The organism is Klebsiella sp. KP20-425-1 (assembly GCF_025813515.1).
In the GTDB taxonomy this organism is placed as follows: domain Bacteria; phylum Pseudomonadota; class Gammaproteobacteria; order Enterobacterales; family Enterobacteriaceae; genus Klebsiella; species Klebsiella pneumoniae.
This window is the reverse complement of sequence record NZ_CP109614.1, coordinates 635143-657784: the sequence shown is the minus strand read 5'-3', so window position 1 is coordinate 657784 and position 22642 is coordinate 635143. Positions and strand designations below refer to the sequence as shown.

Genomic DNA, 22642 nt, shown 5'->3' with positions numbered 1-22642 from the left:
TGGGCTGGCTATTGCCGACCGTGGAGCATTCCACGGGTAAGCGAATTGAACCGCCAAGTCATACCCCCCGATAATGTTTAGATTTCAATTCGGTGACCTCCTGACAGGTCACGCAAAAGGCCACACCCGGAATCGCAATGCGGCGAGCTTCCGGGATTGGTGCGTCACATTCTTCGCAGAGAAAACGGGAAGGTGCAGCGATACGGCTACGCGCGTTGCTGATGTGGCGTTCGCGGTCTTCCTGCTCGCGCAGTTGTGCTAAATCCATTGCGTCGGCCATTAGTGCAGCTCCTGTGATTCATTCTCAAAGCGAGTGGCTTCACGGCGCAGCAGTTCGGCGGCTTCGGTACCGCTCATCCCCTCTTTGGTGATATGTATCGCCAGTGCCTCAAGACGGATTGAAACAGCGAGCGCGCGGTCTTTACGTTCTTCTTTTTTGGCATCGGTCAGCAATACGGCCAGCGCATCGCTATCTGTATTAAAACAACGGGTTACGGTATTACGCATAATTTATTCTCCTGATTTCGGGTAATAAGAAGCCCGGCGGGTTTACGCCATTAAATTTCTGTTTGGATTAATTCGGCATAGTTAGCCGTTTGGGAAATAAACTCACCACTGCACGAAAATGATTCATCGCTGTAATAAACGCCTTTTTCTCGTCAGTAGTCAGCTCACTTAATTCGAGCTCATGACGAGCCGCCGGGATTTTTGCCAGAAAGAAAATAGCGGCCAGCGCCCGATTATTTTCTTCAAATTGTGGGTCACGTTTATCGCGCATATCATCGACAAAACGTTCAACCTCTTTCCAGCTATCGCCCCAATATCTCGCGCGCAATTCAGCCACATGATTGAGACCGGCCAGACGTTCACCCGCTTTTAGCGGAACAGTCGCAGAAACAGCTTCGATAGCCATGATTCCCCCTGCTTTTGAGTGGAGAGACCAGCCAGTAAATCAGCCTGTGAGCTGCTCGGGTGCCAGCGCTTGCCATCCTTACCTGCGATCCAGCCGTGGCCATAGTGCATGCCGGGACTTTGCTTTTTAAGCAAAGACGCGAATGACGGTTCAGTATTCAACATAAGCACCTCACATCAGACCGAATGAGGCACCGAGACCGCTCATGGTGTCTACAACGCTTGTCATTGCCGGGTTAGCCTGAAGCCGCGCATGCAACGCCAGAGCCGACAATGACAACATGCGAATTCCAGCATTTACGCTTTCAATCATGTTGTGCTTACGTGCAGAGGTCAGGCGCTCATCAGAGACCGCACCGCTTGCCAGCTCGCCGAGTTCACTCATTGCTCGCATGACATAAGACTGCAATTTGTCTTTAGCCAGCTCATTTACCGGCACGCACGGTAGACAATGAATCTGCGCAAGAAAGCCATCAACGAGGGTTGAGTCTTCTGTCAGGTCAGTCAGCAGCCACAATTCAGGCGGCGTGAACTGGTGAGGCTGTTCCGGGTTGAGCTTGTTGCGTAACGTCTGAACATTCATACCCGCACGCTCGGCCAGCTTCGCCATGTTGTGACGCTGCGCAAAAGCCCGGCATGCTTCGTCATAGTGGGGATGTTTGGAGACCTGAAAATCAAACATGTTGCATCCTTATAATTCACATAAAGTGAATTAAGCGCCGATGACGAGTTGAAAACGGGAATGACCCAACGCCTTACGCAACTGCTCTTCTTTCCAGCGTGCGTAATAGATGCGAATCGGGCCACCTGCTTTCTTGCAGCCTTTACGGATGGTGCGGGGTTCGATTGGTACACAAGGGTTGTCGCCGGTTGTCCAGCGGTAGGCGGTGCGTTCAGAAACACCCTCGAGCTCCGCGAATTGTTGCAGAGTAACGATAGGTGCAGGCACTTTGATGATTGCGATTTCAGAAGCCATGTTGCATGATTCCCCTTTTACTAAAGATTGCAATTAATAGCCATCTGTTTGCCAACGTTCGCCATTAATTGCCTAGGTTTAGGCTTAACATAACTCCCAAAATGGAGCTTGTAAATAGGTTAAAGCTACATGAGAATTGAAGGTCTTGGTTTAAACAATGAAGAAGTGCTGGATAGGATTTGCGAGGCTTACGGATTTTCTCAGAAAATTCAATTAGCTAGACACTTCGAAATTGCATCAAGCTCTCTTGCTAATAGGTACAGTCGCGATTCCATTTCTTATGACTTTATTGTGCATTGCGCCCTAGAAACTGGCGCAAATCTCGCTTGGCTACTCACCGGCAAAGGGTCACCTACAACCGGCAACATGAATAACGATACCCAAAATGTGGAGAAATTCACATTAAGTGAAGAGTCTCTGGTTAGTGATGGCGATTTGAGTATTGCTGGCAAGTTCTTTGGCAAGCCGCTTACGAATCCAATTGCCGTCTACGCTGACGGAAAACTCCATTTCATCGAACGAGACGCATCCCTTTCAGATGGAGAATGGCTCGTTGATATTGAAGGTGCAATTAGCATTCGAGAATTAACAAAATTGCCTGGCAGAAAACTACATGTAGCAGGGGGCAAAGTTCCCTTTGAATGTGGATTTGATGACATTAAAGCATTAGGTCGCGTGATGGGTGTATACAGCGAGGTTAACTAATGACCGTGCGTAAAAATCCGGCTGGCGGTTGGATTTGTGAACTCTACCCAAACGGCGCAAAAGGCAAACGAATCAGAAAGAAATTCGCCACTAAGGGCGAAGCTCTGGCGTTTGAGCAATATACCGTTCAAAACCCGTGGCAGGAAGAAAAGGAAGACAGGCGCACGTTAAAAGAGCTGGTTGATTCATGGTATAGCGCTCATGGCATTACACTGAAAGACGGCCTGAAACGCCAGTTAGCCATGCACCATGCCTTTGAGTGTATGGGTGAACCACTCGCACGCGATTTCGATGCGCAGATGTTTTCCCGCTACCGAGAAAAACGGTTAAAAGGTGAGTATGCCCGTTCAAACAGAGTGAAAGAGGTATCGCCTCGCACGCTTAATCTTGAGCTGGCCTACTTCCGGGCGGTATTCAATGAGCTAAATCGCCTCGGAGAATGGAAGGGTGAGAACCCGCTGAAAAATATGCGCCCATTCCGCACAGAAGAAATGGAAATGGCCTGGCTAACTCACGACCAGATTTCGCAACTGCTCGGAGAGTGTAAAAGGCATGACCACCCTGATTTAGAACCCGTGGTAAGAATCTGTCTCGCCACTGGTGCACGGTGGTCTGAGGCTGAGAGTCTGAGAAAAAGCCAGCTCGCGAAATACAAAATCACGTACACCAACACGAAAGGCAGAAAAAACCGCACCGTCCCAATCAGCAAAGAACTCTATGAGTCTCTGCCTGAGAATAAAAAAGGCCGGTTGTTTAGTGATTGTTATGGCGCGTTCCGGTCAGCTCTGGAAAGAACAGGCATCGAACTACCGGCAGGACAGCTTACCCACGTTTTGCGCCACACCTTCGCCAGCCACTTTATGATGAATGGTGGTAATATTTTGGTCTTGCAGCGCGTTCTCGGCCATACGGATATAAAAATGACCATGCGATATGCGCACTTTGCCCCAGACCACTTGGAAGATGCAGTTAAATTAAACCCGTTAGCAAATAATTGATAACTTCAATAAGGATATAGCAATGGCAGCAAAACTTTTTACATGCCAATTATTCGAAAGTAAAGGGCTAAATAAAGCTATATATTTTTCTGGATTAAGTTATGACCTCATCATTCATCCATATGTTTATGGCGAACCTCTGACATCCATTCAACCCATATACTACCTTGATGAACTAGAGGCTATTGCAAGATTAAGAATTGAACCGCCAAAACCAATCTCTGAAAAAGAAATTGAGTATTTAATAGATAACTATTTATTCGAATACTCACTCTTAGATAGCGATTCCAGGATGTGCTCAAAAATAACAAAGCCTGCTTTTTGGCCTTTCGAGTCAAACGACCTCTATCAATATCATGACAATAAAAACACTAGAGCACTAACACTTGATCCACTTAATGATGAAAGTATTGTTAGTTTACAAGATGCTTCAGGAGAGGAATGGAATTTCACTGATTTTTGCTTTGCAAAACCATTAATTTTCAATCATTTGGAAAATTGCGCCATAAATATCAAGAAACTATATAATGAGAAAATAAATGCCATCATTGCTCCTGACTCTCACCGAGATGGATATATGGGAAGATTGAGACTAATTGAAAGTGAAAATGAAGTTTTAGACTATACTCAGGCTCTTGATTTAGAATACAAAATATCATTCCATAGAATAAAGAGCATTGATACATTTGAGATCGAGTCTGAAATTATATCAGGAGATATTATAGACATTCCTGTCCAAAAAATAACCACAAATAAAACTTATTCACCTTTATTGCTTTCATATTATTTCTCTGGACTACGAGAAAGAAATCCGTTACTGAGCTTCACTGGGTATTATAATGTCTTAGAGTATTATTTGGAAGATGCTGCACCATTAATAGGACTAACAACTGCTCGCACAGAAAAAGAAAATTTAAGACATGTCATGAATCTAATAACTAATCATAATGAACTTTATCAATTCATAATGAACTTTTCGCGGCACCTAGTTACTAACATAGGACAAGATATCATTTCATCTTCAGGTGTTAAAATCACTGGCGTTAGCGTTCAAGACGAACCAATATTAGTGACTAACATTAGCGACTGGCTCTATAAAATACGTTGCGCAGTAGTACACTCAAAGAAAAGTAGGAGAGGACAAACCGAAGCTATCTTTGAACCATATTCAGATGAAGCCGATAATATACAAGCAGCCTTGAGTGTAATCAAATGGTTATCTCAAAAATGTATTTTAAAAGATAATGAGTTAACGAACTCTGTACCATAGACTAAACCTATAGAGTGGCGATAAAGTGGCGGTAGAAATGGCGAATAATGGACAATCACTGGCAAATAATGGCAATCTATGTCAATGATAAATAAAGCAAACTATTGATTTTCTGTTGTTCTGTTAGGAACTCATAATCGCTTGGTCGTTGGTTCAAACCCAACAGGGGCCACCAAATTTTAGATTTAAAATCATATAATTAAGCCACTCGAAAGAGTGGCTTTTTTGTTCCTGAATTTTAAAATGGCACCACAAACCGCTGAGCAGCGCGCATGGCTTAGCGTGTTGTCGCTATCCCATTAAGAGGATAAAAAGTCCGTTATAACGCAGGGAAAATTTGCGCTTACGCTAAAACAGATAGCATTCTGCCTTAGCAAAATATTGCTCAGAGCATCTCGGGCAGCCCATAACCGCCGCACTCCTGTTGACTTCTGTCTAACTACGCAACGTAGTCTTGAAATATCTTTCATTCCTGCAATGCTGGAATTCATACTACTCACGATAAATGTAACAACACAGGTCAATTTCCGAAAAATAACCATAGCCTGCGCCAGCTGATCGAAATCAACGCGTTCCTCCCCCCGCTCTTATATATAACCCGCTGACTTACAAAAAGGATGAAATGATGAAAATACGGGATATATCAATCAGTACCTGTCTGGCACTGTTATTAATGGGTTGCGTAGCTAAACCACCCATGACGACGGAAAATGAAAGAGGCCGCCGCGTTTGCTTTTAATGGCGATGCTTCGCAGGTGACAATTTCCGATGCGAGGCAGCAGGATGTGAAAACCAACTTTGTGGTCACCATCGGCAAAACCAGCCATCGCTGCTATGTGACGAAGGCCGCCGAGCCGAAGCTTTACGGGCTGATCCCGCTGGGCGGCGGTAGCACCGTCTCGAATGCCATCTGCGCCGGCGCCAACCCGACGCTAGCGAGCAAAACCTGCGACGCCCTGTCGCAAAAAGCGGGCCGCTGCTGAGCCTTTGCGCAGAAGAAGGCCGCTAACTGCGCATTTAGTCACTTTTTCTGCCGTTTTACCGCGGTCGCTTAGTTCAGCGACCGCACCTGCTGATAAGAATTGAGCCGTTCCCGCAGCGAGGTGAGCCAGACATCCGGCTCCTGACGGCAGATTTCGGTGAGGATCGGCGTCAGCACCAGCTCGGCTTCATGGAAGTCGGTCCACTCCGGCGGCTCCAGTGAAAAAGGATCGTTCATCAGCCAAATCACCATCGGCGTCCAGGCGCGCGGATCCAGTTGCAGATAATCCTGACAGCGCATCATATCTCGGGTCCGCGCCTCATCGGGGACGATATCCTTTCCCACCGCGGCGCTACTCATTGCCAGTACTGTTATTCCTGCCAGCAGATGTTTCCAAACCCATTTTCGCCAGAAGGCGCGTTTTTCTTTCGCCATTGTTATTATTTTACCTGCCAGTTGTCGCCGGACGATATTCCCGAGAACTCACCTTAATAAGAGCAGATTAATCGTTTGCATTTTTTTTAACAGCAGACCGCGCTGAAGCAAGTGAACGCCCGTTCCTACAGCTGTCATCCAGCTATGCAAATATATTCGTCTGGCTCAGCTCCACAATATTTCCCTGGCCCAAAACGATTTGTGTTACAATTACGCCTTATAACGGCATCGATAAAAATAACCCCCGCCGCACCTGCACCAGGCATCGCCCTTCTTTTTTCATATCAGGATTTACGCCCCCATGAATGCGATAATCATTGACGATCATCCATTGGCACGTATCGCCATTCGCAACCTTCTCGACAGCAACGGTATTACCGTCGCGGCAGAGCTCGACAGCGGCGCTCATGCCGTGCAGACCGCGGAAAGCATGCAGCCTGACCTGCTCATCGTCGACGTCGATATTCCGGAGCTCAGCGGTATCGAGGTGCTGGAGCAGCTGCGCAAACGCCGCTACCAGGGAACAATCATCATCATTTCCGCTAAGAATGAACTGTTCTACGGCAAACGCAGCGCCGACTGCGGAGCAAATGGTTTTGTGAGTAAAAAAGAGGGAATGAATAATATCCTCGCCGCAATCGACGCAGCCAATAATGGCTACAGCTATTTCCCCTTTTCACTGGAACGCTTCTGCACCCACGGCATCACCGATCAGGACCGGCTGGATACGCTGTCAACGCAGGAGATGAAGGTGTTCCGCTATATTCTCAGCGGCGTCGACTACACCACCATCGGCAGCAAAATGAATATCAGCAATAAAACGGTAAGTACCTATAAGGTCCGTCTGATGGATAAATTAGGCTGCAGCACCCTGCTTGAGCTATATGACTTTGCGCAACGCAATAAAATAGGGTGATGGCATGGCGGTTCGTCTTATTTTATCCGTCGTTGTCGGGCTGGCGCTGAGCCTCTCGCCTGCCGCGTATGCCATGAAACAGCTGGAGCTGAAGAGCCATTCTCATATCGCGGCGATCGATATCCCGCTTAGCGGTAAGGAGAAAGCATGGCTGGCGGCGCAGCCTACGCTGACCGTCGGGACCTGGCTTCCCGAGAGGACGCCCATCGTCTATGACGGCGACGAGAAAAGTTATCAGGGCATTAACGCCGACTATCTGGCGCTGATGGCGCACAGCCTCGGACTGAAGGTGATTATCCGCCAGTATGACACCGAGCAGCAGGCGCTCACCGCCCTGGCCGACCGCCAGGTGGATACCCTGCTCACTCAGGTGGCGCACCGGGATGCGCTCGCCCCGGGCCTGGATCAATCCGCGCCGCTGCTTAAAACCTGGCCGACGCTGGTCACCTCGCTGAAATCCCCTCTGCCGCCGCTGACCACTGACCGCCGCGTCACGCTGGCCTGCACCCGCGATTGCGCTTTTTTCGATATTATTCAGCAGGCGTTTCCCAACGCCAAAATCACCCTTTATGATAGCGACTATCAGGCTCTCGCCTCGGTGGTCAGCGGCGAGAATCAGTATTTTATCGGCAACAACATCACCACTGGCCACTGCATCTCGAAATATTTCTCGCAATCGCTGGTTATCGCGCACTATTTTCGTCAGCAGGAGCAACACAACCGCTTTGTCACCCGTGACGATCGGCCAGAGCTGCATCAACTCTTCGACCGTTTTATCCATGCCGTCGACAGCGACACCGCGATGCGGATCATGCAAAACTGGCTCAACCGTGGCGATCTGTCGTTTCTCAATACCCCGCTTACCTTTAGCCCCGAAGAGCAGCGCTGGCTGCAGAAGCATCGTCGCGTCCGCCTGCTGGTGAACCCCTATTTTCCGCCATTTACCCTGGTGGATAACGAGGATGAACTACGCGGCATCATGGCCGATATGCTGAATATTGTCTCACTCCAGACCGGCCTGCAGTTTGACCCCATTCTGGTGCGCAACCGTCAGGCTCTGGCAAAGCGCATGGAAAAAGAGGACTGGGCGATCATGCCCGCCGCCACCCTGACCCCACAGCCGCAGGCCTACGTCACCCTCAGCGATCCGCTCATTAACGTGGCCTTTGTGCTGGTCGCCCGCGGCAGCGCCCCCGACCAGCATCTGCTGAAGCGCTCGGCGCGGATCGCCCTGCCGGTCGGGCCTATCGCCGCCCATGATCTGAAAGCGCGTTTTCCGCTGATTAACTGGGTGGAAACGGATAACGTTGGCGTCGCCATGAAGATGGTAGAGGAAGGCGAAGTGGATGCCGCCGTAGCCTCGGAGCTTTCCGCCCGCTATATGATCGACCACTACTATCCACAGGGTCTGCACTACACCCGCATTGATGGACTCCCCGTCGCGGCCATTCGGCTGGCCATCCCGCGCGATGAACCGGTGCTGGCCGCCATTCTTAACAAAGCGCTGCAGGTTATTCCGCCACGGGATATTCTGCAGATGACCGAGAAGTGGTCGAAAATCTCCAGTCAGCAAATAGAGAACTGGAGCCAGTACAGCCGCCAGTTTTACCAGCTGATCGCCTTTGCGCTGGTGCTGATCGCCATCAGCCTCGGCTGGGGACTCTCCCTGTGTCGGGAAGTGCGCAAACGTAAAGACTCCCAGCAGCGGCTCGAGGAGGAGCTGGCGCAGAAGGAAGCTCTCTCCTGTGCGCTGGAGCGCGAAAAAGACAAAGCGATTCAGGCGACAAAAGCCAAGAGCCGCTTTCTGGCCAGCATGAGCCACGAGCTGCGCACGCCGGTGAGCGCCATCGTCGGCTTTCTGGAGCTGCTGGCGAAACCTGAGCTGAACGTCGGCCAGCGTAAAGAGGCGATCGAGCTGGCGGGGTCGACGGCGCAAACCCTGCTGGGACTTATCGGCAATATTCTTGATATCGACAAGATTGAATCGGGAAAATACCAGGTTACCCCGCAGTGGAGCGATGTCGCACAGTTAGTGTCGCAGCAGTGTCATACCTTCGACGCGCTGGCGCAGCAAAAGGGCATCGATCTGCACTACCATAACGCGCTGCAGGAAGGGACCATGCTGTGGGTCGACCCGCAGGCGCTACGGCAAATCCTCAATAATCTCATCGGCAATGCGCTGAAGTTTACCGTCGAAGGCGCAATTCAGGTCTCCTGCCGGCTGACGCTGGCGAATGAGACACAGGGAGAGCTGGCCCTCATGGTTAGCGACAGCGGCTGCGGGATCAGTGAAGCAGAGCAGGCCACCCTCTTCCACCGCTATGCCCAGGCGCGCCAGGGACGCCAGCAGACCGGCTCCGGACTGGGGCTGGTCATTTGCAAAGAGCTGGTTGCGCTGATGCAGGGTCGCCTGGAGATGGTCAGCCGTCCGGGCGTGGGGACCACTTTCACCATCACGCTGCCGGTCAAGGCGAGCCGCTGCGCGATCCACGCGCCGCAGTCGTCGCCCGCCAGACCGCAGGCTCTACCCGGGCTGGCGATACTGATAGCGGACGATCACCCCACCAACCGGCTACTGCTCAAGCGCCAGCTCAGCACTATCGGCTATAGCGTCGATGAAGCCTGCGACGGTGAAGAGGCAGAGAATAAGCTCGCCAGCAAACATTACGATCTGCTGATAACGGACCTCAATATGCCGAAGAAAGATGGCCTGGCGCTGGCGGCCTCGCTACGCCGTCGCTATCCGGGCCTGGTAATTTGGGGCGTGACTGCCAGCGCGCTGCCGCAGTCGCGGGAGGCGTGTCTGGCCAGCGGCATGAATATGTGTCTGTTTAAGCCGGTGTCGGTCCAGACGCTGAGTCATGAGCTCAGCCGTTTAGCGGTGGGCCGCGCATCACCTCACGCTACCCGGCACCTGAAGCTCAGCGTGCTGAGCGAGAATACGGGGGGAGACCAGGCGCTGATGAATGAGATGCTGGAGACGTTCCGCGATGCGTCGGCCGCGGATTTACAGGCTGCCGGACAGGCAATCGCCCGGCATGAGCCGCAGACCTTTCTGCGGGCGCTGCACCGTCTGCACGGTTCAGCACAAATTCTGGGGATTACTGCGCTACAACAACTGTGCGCCCCTTTTGAGGCAAAGCGGCCTGATTCGCTGACGCCGGCAAGCTGTCTGGAGGTGGTACAGCGCATCACCGGCGTCATGCGCGAGATCGATGGCGAAATCGACGCCCTGATCGGCCGCTAGCCGTTCCGCTCGGGCAGTCCGCCTGCCCGAGCGTTAAGGGGACATCCTTGTCAGTTTTTTCCTCTGCGCTCTCTCAGGGTGGAACAAGTATCAGTTGCCTGCCACCAGCATCTCGCTATCCACCACAATGCCCTCTTCAGCGCCCTTCAGCACCAGATTCGCTTCGTAATATTTACCGGCTTTCAGCAGTTCTTGCGCCTGCGCTACCGCCTTACGGGTCTGGTTAAGCGGCATCAGATACTGGTTCTCAATCACGCCAATACCGGCCAGGCGCAGGGTATCGATAGCCCCTTTCTGATCGCCTTTCGCCAGCTTTTCGTTGGCGGATTGGATAGAGCTCTCTTTTTCCGGCGTGGCCACATAGTCTTCAGACAGGGCGATAGAGGCGTTAATGATCACATAGCGATCGGCGATCATTTTGGCTTTAGCATCAGTTTTCACAAACTTCGCCCAGCTGGCATCATCGGCGGCCAGCAGCGCGGCGGCGTCGTCTGTCAGTTTTTTGGCGCTATCCGGCTGGCCATGGAACAGCGCCAGACGGGCGAACTGGATGTCGCGCATCGCATTCGCGCCCTGCACCGCCACCTGCAGCACATCGGCGGCTTCTTTCTGTACCTGCGTCGTGGCTGCCGCGGCTGGCGCTGCCGTCGCGCTATCTGTTGCCCATACCGGAGAGGTACTCATCATGGTTGCCAGCAGGCTCGCCAGAATGACTTTTTTCATCGTTGACTCCTGATTAAAATCGGTAAGCATCACCAAAAGCAGCCAGCTTAAAAAATATCGTGGGCATTGAGAATCAGAGCCCGGAAGTAATATTGCGGGCCTGGTCTGACAGCTGTCAGACCAGGCGTATAAAGTGGCCTCGGCGCTCTTATTTACGCCTGCCGATCGCGCGGCCTACTATTTTCCTCAGACCTTTCTTTTGGCCCGCTGAATAAACCCTCACGCTTTTTATTCAGCGTCAGGCCGCCAACCGGGATCTGCGGAGCAATTATGTTTATGTTTAGCCATTACACCTTAAATGCGTTTAGCCCACGCGTCTTCATTCGATATAAACGGCATGCCTGCCTGATGGCGGTATTGCTGTTTATCTGCGGAGCCTGTTGTCTGGCCTGGCCGTTGGTCGCCGGCTGGTATCTCGCCACAGTAACCGGCATGTTATTGATGATCTGCGGCTTCTATTCGCTGTACAGCCTGATTGTCTTCCGCCAGCAGCACTGGAAATCACGCCTGGTGGCGCTGATCTTCGCCATCGCCTGGATCGTGCTCGGCCTGAGCTTTGTCGTCAATCCTCTCAACGGTATGAGCAGTCTGGCCATTTTATTTGGCTTTTTATTTGTTCTCGGCGGTATTTCCCGCATCGTTAACGGATGTCAAACCCGCAAACAAAGCGGCGCTGGCTGGAATATTTTTATCGGCCTGTTGGATTTACTTATCGCCTGCCTGTGGCTGGCCATGAACCCGCAGCAAAGCTGGTTATTTATTACCGCCTTTATCGGCGTTGAAATGATATTTAGCGCCATCGGCTTGTTGGTCCTGCGCAATAAAATGAAGCACGCTCAGGCTTAAGCCCTATTTTGTCACTGGAGAAGAAAATGAATTTACCTAAAGCACTCGTATTGACCGTGGCGGCTACCACATTCTGTCTGATGACCAGCCCGGCGTTCGCGGTTGAGGAAACCACGCCGCAGAATATGACCTGTCAGGAATTTATGGATATGAACCCAAAAAGCATGACCCCGGTGGCCTTCTGGGTAGTGAATCGCAACACCGACTTTAGCGGCGGCGACTATGTTGACTGGCATGAAGTCGAGACCGTTTCGGTACCGAAAATGCTGCAGGAGTGCCACAAGAACCCCGCCGCTAAACTTGGCGATCTCAGCGCGGTCATCAAAAAATAACCCCCCCCGGCATCAGGCCGGGGAAACCCGCCGCGCTGCGGCGGGTCCCGCTTTACTCATCGATACCGCATTCGCACGGCAGATGGCGGCCGATAAGCTTGCGATACAAAAACGCCCCGATAATCGCCCCCACCACCGGCGCCAGCAGCGGCACCAGAAAGTAAGGGATCGCCAGCCCACCGGTAAAAGCGATCGAGCCCCACCCGGCCAGACTGGTAAACAGTTTTGGGCCGAAGTCGCGCGCCGGATTCAGCGCAAAGCCGGTTAGCGGCCCCATCGACGCGCCGATCACGGCGATCAGCAAGCCAATCAGCAACGGCGCCAGCGGCCCGCGCGGAATTCCGTTGCCGTCGTCGGTCAGGGCCATGATCATCGCCATCAGGATTGCCGTGATGGTGGTCTCCACGGCAAACGCTTGTATAAAAGTGATATGTGGATGCGGGTACGTGGAAAAGACCCCGGCCAGGTTAAGACTGGCGGCAGTGCCGCGCACGATATGCTGACTCTGTTCAAGATCGAGAAACAGCTGGCGATAGAGCCCATACACCAGCGCGGCGGCGCAGAAGGCCCCGGCCGTCTGGGCAACAATAAACGGCAGCACCTTGCGGCGTTCAAAACAGGCGAACAGCCACAGGGCAATGGTCACCGCCGGATTAAGGTGCGCGCCGGAGACACCGGCCGTCAGGTAGATGGCCATGGCGACGCCAAGGCCCCAGATAATACTGATCTCCCACTGACCAAAGCTGGCCCCGGCGACCCGCAGCGCAGCGACGCAGCCCGCGCCGAAGAAAATGAGCAATCCGGTGCCAAGAAACTCGGCCACGCACTGCCCGGTTAAGGTAGAAGTCTGGTTCATTATCGGCATCCTGAAATAGCACGTTAAAGAGAGAGGCTGGCGCGAGCGCCCGTTTAATTCGCCTGACCGGCCAGTAGCAGCCCGGTGGCGACCGCATTGCGCGGCCCTTCTGTTCCCCGAATATTGCCCTGCCCGGCGACCACGCCATAGTGCGACAAGGCTTCCGTGATAAGCTGCGGGATCTCAAAGTCCAGCGATGAGCCGCCCACCAGCACCACAAAGGCGATATCGCGAATGGAACCGCCGGGTGAGACCTGGCGCAGCGCGCGCAGGCAGTTGGTGACAAACACTTTCTCTTTCGCCTGCCGGCGCACGAGACGAATTTTTTCCAGCGGGCTGGCGTTATCGATCGGCACCAGTTCGCCCTCCTTGATGTACACCACTTTGGCGAACACCGCCGGGCTGAGGGCTTCCCGAAAGAACTCCACCGCGCCATTCTCGTGACGAATACTGAACAGGCTTTCCACTTTGGCCAGCGGGTATTTTTTTATCGCTTCCGCCAGCGAAAGATCCTCGAGGCCCAGCTCGGTTTTAATCAACAGGCTGACCATATTCCCCGCCCCGGCGAGATGGACCGCCGTTATCTGCCCCTCCGCGTTGACGATCGCCGCATCCGTCGAGCCGGCGCCGAGGTCGAGGATCGCCAGCGGCGCCGCACAGCCGGGAGTGGTTAACGCCCCGGCGATGGCCATGTTGGCCTCCACGCCGCCCACCACCACCTCGGTCTGCAGTCGGGCGCTCAGTTCGCGGGCGATAACCTGCATTTGCAGACGATCCGCTTTCACCATCGCCGCCATCCCGACGGCATTCTCCATGGCGCACTCGCCGGCCATCCCGCCCTGCACCTTGCGCGGAATAAACGTATCCACCGCCAGCAGATCCTGGATGTATATCGCGCTCATCTCATGGCCGGTCAGGGACGCCATTACCTTGCGCACCCGCTCAAGCATGCCGCCGGCGTGGGTGCCCGGTTCGCCGCGGATGTCGCGTACCGGAGCGCAGGCGCTCATCGCCTGCATGATGGCTTCCGCGCCCTCGGCGACATCGGCCTCTCCGCGGCGCTTTTCGCCGCTAATGTAGAGGTTGCCCGCCGGGATCACCCGCGACTGCACGTCCCCCTGCGGGGTCTTGAGCACCACCGCGGAACGGTTGCCAATCAGGGCGCGGGCGATGGGGACGATAGCCTGGGTCTCTTCCGGGCTTAGCCCGAAGAAGGTGGCGATCCCGTAGGGATTCGACAGGATCCGCACCACCTGGCCCGGCGCGGCCACTTCCACCGCCGCCATCACCCCCTCGGGGACCTGCTCCAGCAGCGTCACTTCATCCACCACCGGCAGGGTTTTACGCAGGCGGTTGTTCACCAGCACGCCGTCGTCCTTTTTGAGGATCGCCGCCACCACGTTGATCCCCCGGTCGAGCGCCTCATTGAGCCACCACACGGCGTCAAGGAAATCGACGGCGTCGTCAATCAGTACGATCCACCCCTCGGCATACTGCGCCGCCGGCAGCGTCGCCAGCCGCCCGAGAGCGATAGTCGTCCCCACGCCAACGCCCACCCCGCCCGGCGTCTGCGGGTTATGACCGATCATGGTCGATTCGGTGATAATGGTCTCGGTGATGGTCTCCATCGCCACATCGCCAATCACCGGCGCGGCTTCGTTAAGATAGATGCGAGAGACATCGCTCATCGACCACGGTGTTTTCGCCAGGGCCTGCTCCAGCGCGGCGAGGGTCCCGGCGATATTGTCCCGCGTCCCTTTCATGCCCGTCGTCGCAACGATCCCGCTGGCAACAAACGCCCTCGCCTGCGGGTCGTCGGACGCCAGCGCCACCTCGGTGGTGGCGTTGCCGATATCAATCCCGGCTATTAACGGCATGCTGACCTCCGCTTAGCTTCCTTTACGCAGCTTATGCCGCTGCTGATACACTTCCGCCGACTCCCGGACAAAGGCGGCATTCACTGTCGCATGCCAGGTGTGCTCCAGCTCGTCGGCGATCACCAGCAGCTCCGCCTGCGAGGAGCGGAACGGGCGCAGCGCGTTATAGATAGCCAGAATGCGCTCGTCAGGAATGGCGATAAGCTCCGCCGCGCGGCGGAAATTGCGCGCCACCGCATGGCGCTGCATCTGCTCGGCAATCTGCGCCTGGTACTCAAGGGTCTGGCGGGAGATCCGCACATCCTGCGGGCCCACCTCGCCAGAGAGCACCTTCTCGAGGGTAATATCGGTCAATGGTTTGCCGGTAGGCGTCAGGATATGCTCCGGGCAGCGGGTGGCTAACGGATAATCCTGCACGCGCATGGTTTTCTCGCTCATGGTCACTCCCTTACTAAGTCGACGTGCAGGGTGACGGGCTCGGCGTCCTGCACCACATGTTTGGTCTCTTTGATATGAAATAGCGCGGCTTTGGCCATAAATTTCGGCCGCACCATCTGATCGTTCACCACTGGCACCGGCGAAGGCGACTCTTTGCGCGCATAGCGCGCGGCGTTTTTGCCAATCTGCCGGTAGGTCTCCAGCGTCAGCAGCGGCGCCTGGGAGAACAGCTCCAGGTTGCTGAGCGGCAGCAGATCGCGCTGATGGATGACCGTGGTCCCCTTCGACTGGATACCGATGCCGATCCCCGAGCCGCTCAGGTTGGCCGCATCCCAGGCCATAAAGGAGACGTCGGACGTGCGCAGAATGCGCACCACCCGGGCGTGAAGCCCCTCTTCTTCCACCCCGGCAATCAGCTCTTTGAGGATCGCGCCATGGGGCATATCGATCAGAGTGTGATGCTGGTGTTTATCGAAGGCAGGGCCGACGCCGATCACCACTTCATCGGCACGTTCATCGGCAGAAGCTACCCCGCCCTCGCGGGTTTTCAGGGTAAAAGAGGGCTGAATTTGGGTTGTCTGTTGCACAGGAATACCGCCTTATTCAATGGTGTCAGGCTGAACCACGCCCGGAATATTTTTGATCTCCGCCCAGCGTTCGGCAGAGATGCGATAGCCGGTGCCCGGCCCCTGATAGTCATTGATGTCGTTGACCGCACTCACCACCTCGAACTGCCGATCGAGAATGGCCGAGGTCTGCAGGTAATCGCCGGTGACCCGCTGGCGCAGCATATTGAGAATATTGCTGGCGATATCCTCAAAGCCGCTGCGGCTCAGCGCGCCGACAATATCGAGGCCGGTGATGTTGCGCTTCATCATCTCTTCCACCGCACTCAGATCCTCCACCACGTTACGCGGCGGCATCTCGTTGCTGCCGTGCGCGTAGGTGGCGGCCTCCACCTCCTCGTCGGCGATTGGCGGCAGCCCCAGCTCGCGGAAAACCGCCTGGATCGCCCGCGCCGCTTTCTGGCGAATGGCAATGGTTTCCGCCTCGGTCACCGGACGCAGGCCGCCGTCAACCATCAGGTCACGCTGCAGGATGTTGTAATCATCAAAATCTTCCGCATCGAAGTTCGAGCCGGCGAACATGTTGTCGTAGTTCGGCACCGCGCTGTAGCCGGAGAAAATAAAGTCGGTGCCCGGCAGCATCTGCATCAGGGTGCGCGCGGTGCGGCGAATATCCGAGTGGGAGAAAGTCTGGTCGTTGGCGGACGCCACTTCGAGGTCGAGCATAGAGGCGATCAGGTTTTCCGCCAGCACCGCCCGAATGCCCGACGGCACAGCGCCGGTCATGCCGATACAGCTCACCGCGCCGTTTTGCAGTCCCTGAACCCCGGCGCCTTTGGTAATGAAGATGCAGCGCGATTCGAGGTAGAGCATCGACTTGCTCTCCGAATAGCCCATCAGCGCTTCGGATCCGGTGCCGGAGGTGTAGCGCATTTTCAACCCGCGGGAGGCGTAGGCCGAGGCGAGGAACGCCTTTGACCACGGAGTATCATCGCCGTCGGTAAATACCGCTTCAGTGCCGTAGACCGACACCGTCTCGGCGTAGCTGGTTAAGCCACGCATGCCCAGCTCCAGCTCGGTGGCCTCTTCCACCGAGCACTGCGTCAACACGCCGGGGCGGCCGCACTGCGAACCGACCAACAGCGCCAGGGCGTTAAACGGCGCGTAGCGCGCGATACCGACCGTGGTCTCCTGTTCTGAGAAGCCGCGGATCCCGGCCTCGGCGGCGTCAGCGGCAATCTGCACCGGATTATCTTTGAGATTGGTGACGTGGCACTGGTTGGAGGGGGTCCGGCGGGCACGCATCTTCTGCAGCGCCATCATCATCTCCACCACGTTCATCTGCGCCATCACCTCGACCGCTTTGGCCGGGGTGATGGCGGTAGTGATGGCAATGATCTCCTCCCGGCTGACGTGAATATCCACCAGCATGCGGGCTATTTCCACCGCCTCCAGGCGCATTGCCTGCTCTGTGCGCTCAACGTTGATCGCGTAATCGGCGATAAACCGGTCGATCATGTCAAACTGGTCCCGGCGCTTGCCGTCCAGTTCGACGATCAGACCGTTGTCCACTTTTACTGAAGAGACCGGGTCAAAGGGGCTGTCCATGGCGATCAGTCCCTCTTCAGGCCACTCGCCAATCAGCCCATCCTGATTGACGGGGCGCTGGGCCAGTACTGCAAATCGTTTTGATCTTTTCATTGTTCATCGGCTCAAAAGGTGAAATCCGCAGACGGTAGCGAATACGCCGGGCCAGCGTCGTTGCCGCCCGGCCATTACCGGCAATAGCGGAACTTTAAATGAGCCAGTGGTGAAAAAAATAAATTTAATTTCGTTTCAATTTGGCACACGAAATCTACCGACAGTTTCACTATGAAACTTTACTCCGCCGGCAAAAATAAAAAATGTGATCGCCCGCAATGATATAAATCAATTAATAAAAAACGCCCTTAATTACGTTTTGCCGACGCTATTTTAACCCTATTGACTAAATCATGGCGGGCGACAAAATAACGCTGACTAAAATAAAGCAAGCCAACCGAATGGTAATAGTTTTTTACTATCGCCCCCTACTGACTATTCGCGCCAGCGTTATCCTGGTGCGGGAGAGAATGATGAACAAGAGCCAACAAGTTCAGACAATCACCCTGGCCGCCGCCCAGCAAATGGCGGCGGCGGTGGAAAAAAAAGCCACTGAGATCAACGTGGCGGTGGTGTTTTCCGTGGTTGACCGCGGAGGCAACACGCTGCTTATCCAGCGGATGGACGAGGCCTTCGTCTCCAGCTGCGATATTTCTCTGAATAAAGCCTGGAGCGCCTGCAGCCTGAAGCAAGGTACCCATGAAATTACGTCAGCGGTCCAGCCAGGACAATCTCTGTACGGTCTGCAGCTAACCAACCAACAGCGAATTATTATTTTTGGCGGTGGCCTGCCAGTTATTTTTAATGAGCAGGTAATTGGCGCCGTCGGCGTTAGCGGCGGTACGGTCGAGCAGGATCAATTATTAGCCCAGTGCGCCCTGGATTGTTTTTCCGCATTATAACCTGAAGCGAGAAGGTATATTATGAGCTATCGTATGTTTGATTATCTGGTGCCAAACGTTAACTTTTTTGGCCCCAACGCCATTTCCGTAGTCGGCGAACGCTGCCAGCTGCTGGGGGGGAAAAAAGCCCTGCTGGTCACCGACAAAGGCCTGCGGGCAATTAAAGATGGCGCGGTGGACAAAACCCTGCATTATCTGCGGGAGGCCGGGATCGAGGTGGCGATCTTTGACGGCGTCGAGCCGAACCCGAAAGACACCAACGTGCGCGACGGCCTCGCCGTGTTTCGCCGCGAACAGTGCGACATCATCGTCACCGTGGGCGGCGGCAGCCCGCACGATTGCGGCAAAGGCATCGGCATCGCCGCCACCCATGAGGGCGATCTGTACCAGTATGCCGGAATCGAGACCCTGACCAACCCGCTGCCGCCTATCGTCGCGGTCAATACCACCGCCGGCACCGCCAGCGAGGTCACCCGCCACTGCGTCCTGACCAACACCGAAACCAAAGTGAAGTTTGTGATCGTCAGCTGGCGCAACCTGCCGTCGGTCTCTATCAACGATCCGCTGCTGATGATCGGTAAACCGGCCGCCCTGACCGCGGCGACCGGGATGGATGCCCTGACCCACGCCGTAGAGGCCTATATCTCCAAAGACGCTAACCCGGTGACGGACGCCGCCGCCATGCAGGCGATCCGCCTCATCGCCCGCAACCTGCGCCAGGCCGTGGCCCTCGGCAGCAATCTGCAGGCGCGGGAAAACATGGCCTATGCCTCTCTGCTGGCCGGGATGGCTTTCAATAACGCCAACCTCGGCTACGTGCACGCCATGGCGCACCAGCTGGGCGGCCTGTACGACATGCCGCACGGCGTGGCCAACGCTGTCCTGCTGCCGCATGTGGCGCGCTACAACCTGATCGCCAACCCGGAGAAATTCGCCGATATCGCTGAACTGATGGGCGAAAATATCACCGGACTGTCCACTCTCGACGCGGCGGAAAAAGCCATCGCCGCTATCACGCGTCTGTCGATGGATATCGGTATTCCGCAGCATCTGCGCGATCTGGGGGTAAAAGAGGCCGACTTCCTCTACATGGCGGAGATGGCTCTGAAAGACGGCAATGCGTTCTCGAACCCGCGTAAAGGCAACGAGCAGGAGATTGCCGCGATTTTCCGCCAGGCATTCTGAGTGTTAACGAGGGGACCGTCATGTCGCTTTCACCGCCAGGCGTACGCCTGTTTTACGATCCGCGCGGGCACCATGCCGGCGCCATCAATGAGCTGTGCTGGGGGCTGGAGGAGCAGGGGGTCCCCTGCCAGACCATAACCTATGACGGAGGCGGTGACGCCGCTGCGCTGGGCGCCCTGGCGGCCAGAAGCTCGCCCCTGCGGGTGGGTATTGGGCTCAGCGCGTCCGGCGAGATAGCCCTCACTCATGCCCAGCTGCCGGCGGACGCGCCGCTGGCTACCGGACACGTCACCGATAGCGACGATCATCTGCGTACGCTCGGCGCCAACGCCGGGCAGCTGGTTAAAGTCCTGCCGTTAAGTGAGAGAAACTGAATGTATCGTATCTATACCCGCACCGGGGATAAAGGCACCACCGCCCTGTACGGCGGCAGCCGCATCGAGAAAGACCATATTCGCGTCGAGGCCTACGGTACCGTCGATGAACTGATATCCCAGCTGGGCGTCTGCTACGCCACGACCCGCGACGCCGGGCTGCGGGAAAGCCTGCACCATATTCAGCAGACGCTGTTCGTGCTGGGGGCTGAACTGGCCAGCGATGCGCGGGGCCTGACCCGCCTGAGCCAGACGATCGGCGAAGAGGAGATCACCGCCCTGGAGCGGCTTATCGACCGCAATATGGCCGAGAGCGGCCCGTTAAAACAGTTCGTGATCCCGGGAAAGAATCTCGCCTCTGCCCAGCTGCACGTGGCGCGCACCCAGTCCCGTCGGCTCGAACGCCTGCTGACGGCCATGGACCGCGCGCATCCGCTGCGCGACGCGCTCAAACGCTACAGCAATCGCCTGTCGGATGCCCTGTTCTCCATGGCGCGAATCGAAGAGACTAGGCCTGATGCTTGCGCTTGAACTGGCTGGCGTCAATATCGTACTGCTTCATTTTGCGCCACAGGGTGGTGCGGCCGATATTGAGCAGCTGCGACATCTCCTGCACCCGCCCGCTGGTCACCCGGGCGGCGTGAATAATAGCTTCCTTTTCGATGGCGCTAAAGGTCAGGCTGGCCGGCAGCAGCGATGACGCGCTATCCCCGCCCGGCCGCTCGGAAAAGAGATATTCCGGCAGATTACTCAGGCGAATGTGGCCGTTGTCGCTGCTGATGGCGATATTCTCAATGACGCTGTTGAGCTCAAAATCATTCCCCGGCCACGAGTAGGCCACCAGCTGCGCCAGCGCGTCATCGTCCACTTTCAGTCGCGAAGAGAAACGCTTCTCCAGGCTCTTCAACCGGTTATGCACCAGCGACGGAATACTGTTGCGTCGGGCGCGCAGCGGCGGGATGACGATCTCAAAGGAGTGCAGCGCATAGTACAGCTGGCGGCTAAAGCGGTTCTGTTCCACCAGATTGGCCAGATCGACGGTGGTGGTGGCAATCACCTTCACATCCACCGGGATCAGGCGCCGGGCGTCGAGGCGGGTGAGCACGCCCTGCTTAATTACCTGCAGCAGGGCCGACTGCAGCTCCGGCGCCAGATACTCGATCTTTTCCAGAAACAGGGTGCCGCCGTTGGCCAGCTCAAGGCGGCTCAGGCGACCATTTTCATCGTCGGTAGGGGCGCTGCCCATAAAGTCCTGGCCCAGCACGCTGTCGGCATATAGCTGGCAGTTGACGGCGATGTAGGGGCCGCCCGCCCGTTCGCTTTCATTGTGAATAGCCTGGCTCAGCAGCTCTTTCCCGACCCCCTCTTCGCCGCACAGCAGCACCGGGAAGCCGCCGCGCGCCGCCTGGCGGCCAAAGTGGATCAGGCGTCGGGTTTCCGGATCGTCGGCAGACATCTGCTCAAAGGTGTGGCTGACTTTACCGAGCTGGCTGGTCATCAGCTGCCGCATCTGCTCCACCGGATGCAGCAGCAGAATAAAACTGTTGCCTTGCGCCTCGACAATCGGTTTTAAGGTGATCACCGCGTCGACAAACTGATGCTGACTTTCAAAGGTGACTTCGACGTGATTCAGGCCGCGGGCGTGTTTGATGGCGCGGCGCAGCAGCGCCGGGAGGGTCACCAGATCGGCGATATTTTTCCCCTGGCTGGCCTGAGCATCAAGATGCAGCAGTCTCGCCGCCTGAACATTGAGAAACTGCAGCACGCCCTGTTCGTTCCACGCCATCACCCCATCGTCCATGCTCTCCAGCAGGCCGTACATCTGATTGAGGTGACGGTTGGATTCCGCCAGCAGGCTGTCGGTAAGCAGGGAGTTACCCACCTCGCGGGCGATGGCCAGCGTCAGGGAGAGGTCGGCGCTGGACTGGTGCTCGACCAGACAGCAAAGCGAGATAGAGCCGAACAGCCTCCCGTGGTTATCAAACACCGGCGTCGAGCAAAAACTCCATGGCTGTAGCGCCTGCTTAAAATGCCGATCGCCGGCGGTGTTGATCGGCTGGCCCTGCATCGCGGCCAGCGACAGCGCGCAGGTGCCGATAATGCTCTCCGCACAATAGCTGCCGTCGCGAAATCCCAGGGCAGCCAGCTGGGCCAGGGTTTGCGGCTCGCCGCAACGGCTCAGGATGCAGGCGGACTCATCAAGAATAAACAGCGCGCAGGGGCGGCCGTCCATAAACTCCCAGGCGTCTTCCAGCGCCGCCTGGCCGATGGTCAGCAGCGCGGTTTTACGCCGACAGATGGAGTCGAAGGTCAGGCCCTGGGCCTGGTGCGGCGTTTGCCAGGTTTCGCGCTGCATAAACTTGCTGCAGCGGTGCCATGACTGGGCGATGACGGAAGAGACCGCCTTCCCGGTATCCTGAGTCTGAACAGTCATATCCTTTTCCGCGTTGTACCATAGAGA

26 protein-coding genes are annotated in these 22642 nt (G+C 55.6%); 12 read left to right on the top strand and 14 right to left on the bottom strand.

Annotation, left to right across the window (positions count from 1 at the left end):
- Positions 1-58: 58 nt before the first annotated feature.
- From OHJ17_RS03240 to OHJ17_RS03215, 6 genes are all read right to left on the bottom strand, one after another.
- Positions 59-280 carry a TraR/DksA family transcriptional regulator gene (locus OHJ17_RS03240; RefSeq protein WP_032433578.1) on the bottom strand — a complete coding sequence of 74 codons (222 nt, stop codon included), beginning with the start codon at positions 278-280 and terminating at the stop codon, positions 59-61.
- Positions 280-507, bottom strand: a complete 228-nt coding sequence (locus OHJ17_RS03235) for a DUF2732 domain-containing protein (protein ID WP_032433580.1) — start codon at positions 505-507, stop codon at positions 280-282. Before OHJ17_RS03235 ends, OHJ17_RS03240 begins: the two co-directional genes overlap by 1 nt.
- Before the next feature lie 67 nt (positions 508-574).
- On the bottom strand, positions 575-913 hold the full coding sequence (locus tag OHJ17_RS03230) for a DUF5347 domain-containing protein (protein WP_032433585.1): 339 nt from the start codon (positions 911-913) through the stop codon (positions 575-577).
- Positions 877-1077, bottom strand: coding sequence for a phage filamentation protein Fil family protein (locus OHJ17_RS03225; RefSeq protein ID WP_023343330.1), 201 nt, complete (start codon positions 1075-1077; stop codon positions 877-879). Before OHJ17_RS03225 ends, OHJ17_RS03230 begins: the two co-directional genes overlap by 37 nt.
- Positions 1078-1084: 7 nt before the next feature.
- Positions 1085-1594: a phage regulatory CII family protein gene (locus OHJ17_RS03220; protein ID WP_039818858.1), complete on the bottom strand. Its 510-nt coding sequence runs from the start codon at positions 1592-1594 to the stop codon at positions 1085-1087.
- Positions 1595-1624: 30 nt separating this feature from the next.
- The gene (locus OHJ17_RS03215; RefSeq protein ID WP_001630878.1) at positions 1625-1888 is read right to left on the bottom strand and encodes a hypothetical protein; all 264 of its coding nucleotides are present in this window, start codon (positions 1886-1888) and stop codon (positions 1625-1627) included.
- A gap of 129 nt (positions 1889-2017) precedes the next feature.
- Between OHJ17_RS03215 and OHJ17_RS03210 the strand changes: the two genes are divergently transcribed.
- From OHJ17_RS03210 to OHJ17_RS03195, 4 genes are all read left to right on the top strand, one after another.
- Entirely contained in the window at positions 2018-2593 is a 576-nt protein-coding gene (locus OHJ17_RS03210) for a phage repressor protein CI (RefSeq protein ID WP_032433588.1), read from the top strand.
- On the top strand, positions 2593-3591 hold the full coding sequence (locus OHJ17_RS03205; protein ID WP_032433590.1) for a phage integrase: 999 nt from the start codon (positions 2593-2595) through the stop codon (positions 3589-3591). The genes OHJ17_RS03210 and OHJ17_RS03205 overlap by 1 nt, the downstream gene beginning before the upstream one ends.
- Positions 3592-3613: 22 nt before the next feature.
- Positions 3614-4861 carry a hypothetical protein gene (locus OHJ17_RS03200; protein WP_032433591.1) on the top strand — a complete coding sequence of 416 codons (1248 nt, stop codon included), beginning with the start codon at positions 3614-3616 and terminating at the stop codon, positions 4859-4861.
- Positions 4862-5571: 710 nt separating this feature from the next.
- Positions 5572-5844, top strand: coding sequence for a hypothetical protein (locus OHJ17_RS03195; RefSeq protein ID WP_023328345.1), 273 nt, complete (start codon positions 5572-5574; stop codon positions 5842-5844).
- A gap of 68 nt (positions 5845-5912) precedes the next feature.
- Here OHJ17_RS03195 and OHJ17_RS03190 read toward each other — a convergent pair whose 3' ends face one another.
- Positions 5913-6278, bottom strand: a complete 366-nt coding sequence (locus tag OHJ17_RS03190; RefSeq protein ID WP_029602352.1) for an HdeA/HdeB family chaperone — start codon at positions 6276-6278, stop codon at positions 5913-5915.
- Positions 6279-6579: 301 nt separating this feature from the next.
- Here OHJ17_RS03190 and evgA point away from each other — a divergent pair, with 301 nt between their 5' ends.
- The gene (evgA, locus tag OHJ17_RS03185; RefSeq protein WP_004174237.1) at positions 6580-7194 is read left to right on the top strand and encodes an acid-sensing system DNA-binding response regulator EvgA; all 615 of its coding nucleotides are present in this window, start codon (positions 6580-6582) and stop codon (positions 7192-7194) included.
- 4 nt (positions 7195-7198) lie between these two features.
- Positions 7199-10441, top strand: a complete 3243-nt coding sequence (locus OHJ17_RS03180; protein ID WP_023328343.1) for an ATP-binding protein — start codon at positions 7199-7201, stop codon at positions 10439-10441.
- Between the two features lie 90 nt (positions 10442-10531).
- Here OHJ17_RS03180 and OHJ17_RS03175 read toward each other — a convergent pair whose 3' ends face one another.
- A complete protein-coding gene (locus tag OHJ17_RS03175; protein WP_072196897.1) occupies positions 10532-11194 on the bottom strand; it encodes a YfdX family protein in 663 nt (220 codons plus the stop codon).
- Positions 11195-11434: 240 nt separating this feature from the next.
- On the opposite strand from OHJ17_RS03175, the gene OHJ17_RS03170 reads away from it, so the two are divergent.
- Positions 11435-12010 carry an HdeD family acid-resistance protein gene (locus OHJ17_RS03170; protein WP_002917651.1) on the top strand — a complete coding sequence of 192 codons (576 nt, stop codon included), beginning with the start codon at positions 11435-11437 and terminating at the stop codon, positions 12008-12010.
- Positions 12011-12036: 26 nt separating this feature from the next.
- Positions 12037-12342, top strand: a complete 306-nt coding sequence (gene hdeB / locus OHJ17_RS03165; protein WP_002917655.1) for an acid-activated periplasmic chaperone HdeB — start codon at positions 12037-12039, stop codon at positions 12340-12342.
- Positions 12343-12394: 52 nt separating this feature from the next.
- On the opposite strand, the gene OHJ17_RS03160 is transcribed toward hdeB, so the two are convergent.
- Genes OHJ17_RS03160 through OHJ17_RS03140 form a run of 5 tightly spaced genes read right to left on the bottom strand, consistent with a single transcriptional unit; the run spans position 12395 to position 17780 of the window.
- Positions 12395-13198 carry an MIP/aquaporin family protein gene (locus tag OHJ17_RS03160; protein WP_002917658.1) on the bottom strand — a complete coding sequence of 268 codons (804 nt, stop codon included), beginning with the start codon at positions 13196-13198 and terminating at the stop codon, positions 12395-12397.
- Between the two features lie 53 nt (positions 13199-13251).
- On the bottom strand, positions 13252-15075 hold the full coding sequence (locus tag OHJ17_RS03155) for a diol dehydratase reactivase subunit alpha (RefSeq protein ID WP_002917661.1): 1824 nt from the start codon (positions 15073-15075) through the stop codon (positions 13252-13254).
- Between the two features lie 12 nt (positions 15076-15087).
- Entirely contained in the window at positions 15088-15513 is a 426-nt protein-coding gene (locus OHJ17_RS03150; protein ID WP_023328342.1) for a glycerol dehydratase small subunit DhaB3, read from the bottom strand.
- Between the two features lie 2 nt (positions 15514-15515).
- Positions 15516-16100: a propanediol/glycerol family dehydratase medium subunit gene (locus OHJ17_RS03145; protein ID WP_002917672.1), complete on the bottom strand. Its 585-nt coding sequence runs from the start codon at positions 16098-16100 to the stop codon at positions 15516-15518.
- A 12-nt stretch (positions 16101-16112) separates the two neighbouring features.
- The gene (locus OHJ17_RS03140; RefSeq protein WP_002917676.1) at positions 16113-17780 is read right to left on the bottom strand and encodes a propanediol/glycerol family dehydratase large subunit; all 1668 of its coding nucleotides are present in this window, start codon (positions 17778-17780) and stop codon (positions 16113-16115) included.
- 413 nt (positions 17781-18193) lie between these two features.
- Between OHJ17_RS03140 and OHJ17_RS03135 the strand changes: the two genes are divergently transcribed.
- Genes OHJ17_RS03135 through OHJ17_RS03120 form a run of 4 tightly spaced genes read left to right on the top strand, consistent with a single transcriptional unit; the run spans position 18194 to position 20712 of the window.
- Positions 18194-18622: a GlcG/HbpS family heme-binding protein gene (locus OHJ17_RS03135; RefSeq protein ID WP_015875176.1), complete on the top strand. Its 429-nt coding sequence runs from the start codon at positions 18194-18196 to the stop codon at positions 18620-18622.
- A 21-nt stretch (positions 18623-18643) separates the two neighbouring features.
- On the top strand, positions 18644-19807 hold the full coding sequence (gene dhaT / locus OHJ17_RS03130) for a 1,3-propanediol dehydrogenase (protein ID WP_023328341.1): 1164 nt from the start codon (positions 18644-18646) through the stop codon (positions 19805-19807).
- Between the two features lie 20 nt (positions 19808-19827).
- A complete protein-coding gene (locus OHJ17_RS03125; protein WP_002917678.1) occupies positions 19828-20181 on the top strand; it encodes a glycerol dehydratase reactivase beta/small subunit family protein in 354 nt (117 codons plus the stop codon).
- Entirely contained in the window at positions 20182-20712 is a 531-nt protein-coding gene (locus OHJ17_RS03120) for a cob(I)yrinic acid a,c-diamide adenosyltransferase (RefSeq protein ID WP_019704946.1), read from the top strand.
- Here OHJ17_RS03120 and dhaR read toward each other — a convergent pair.
- Positions 20690-22615, bottom strand: coding sequence for a dihydroxyacetone kinase operon transcriptional regulator DhaR (dhaR, locus tag OHJ17_RS03115; RefSeq protein WP_002917680.1), 1926 nt, complete (start codon positions 22613-22615; stop codon positions 20690-20692). The two genes, OHJ17_RS03120 and dhaR, sit on opposite strands and share 23 nt — an antisense overlap.
- Positions 22616-22642: the final 27 nt, after the last annotated feature.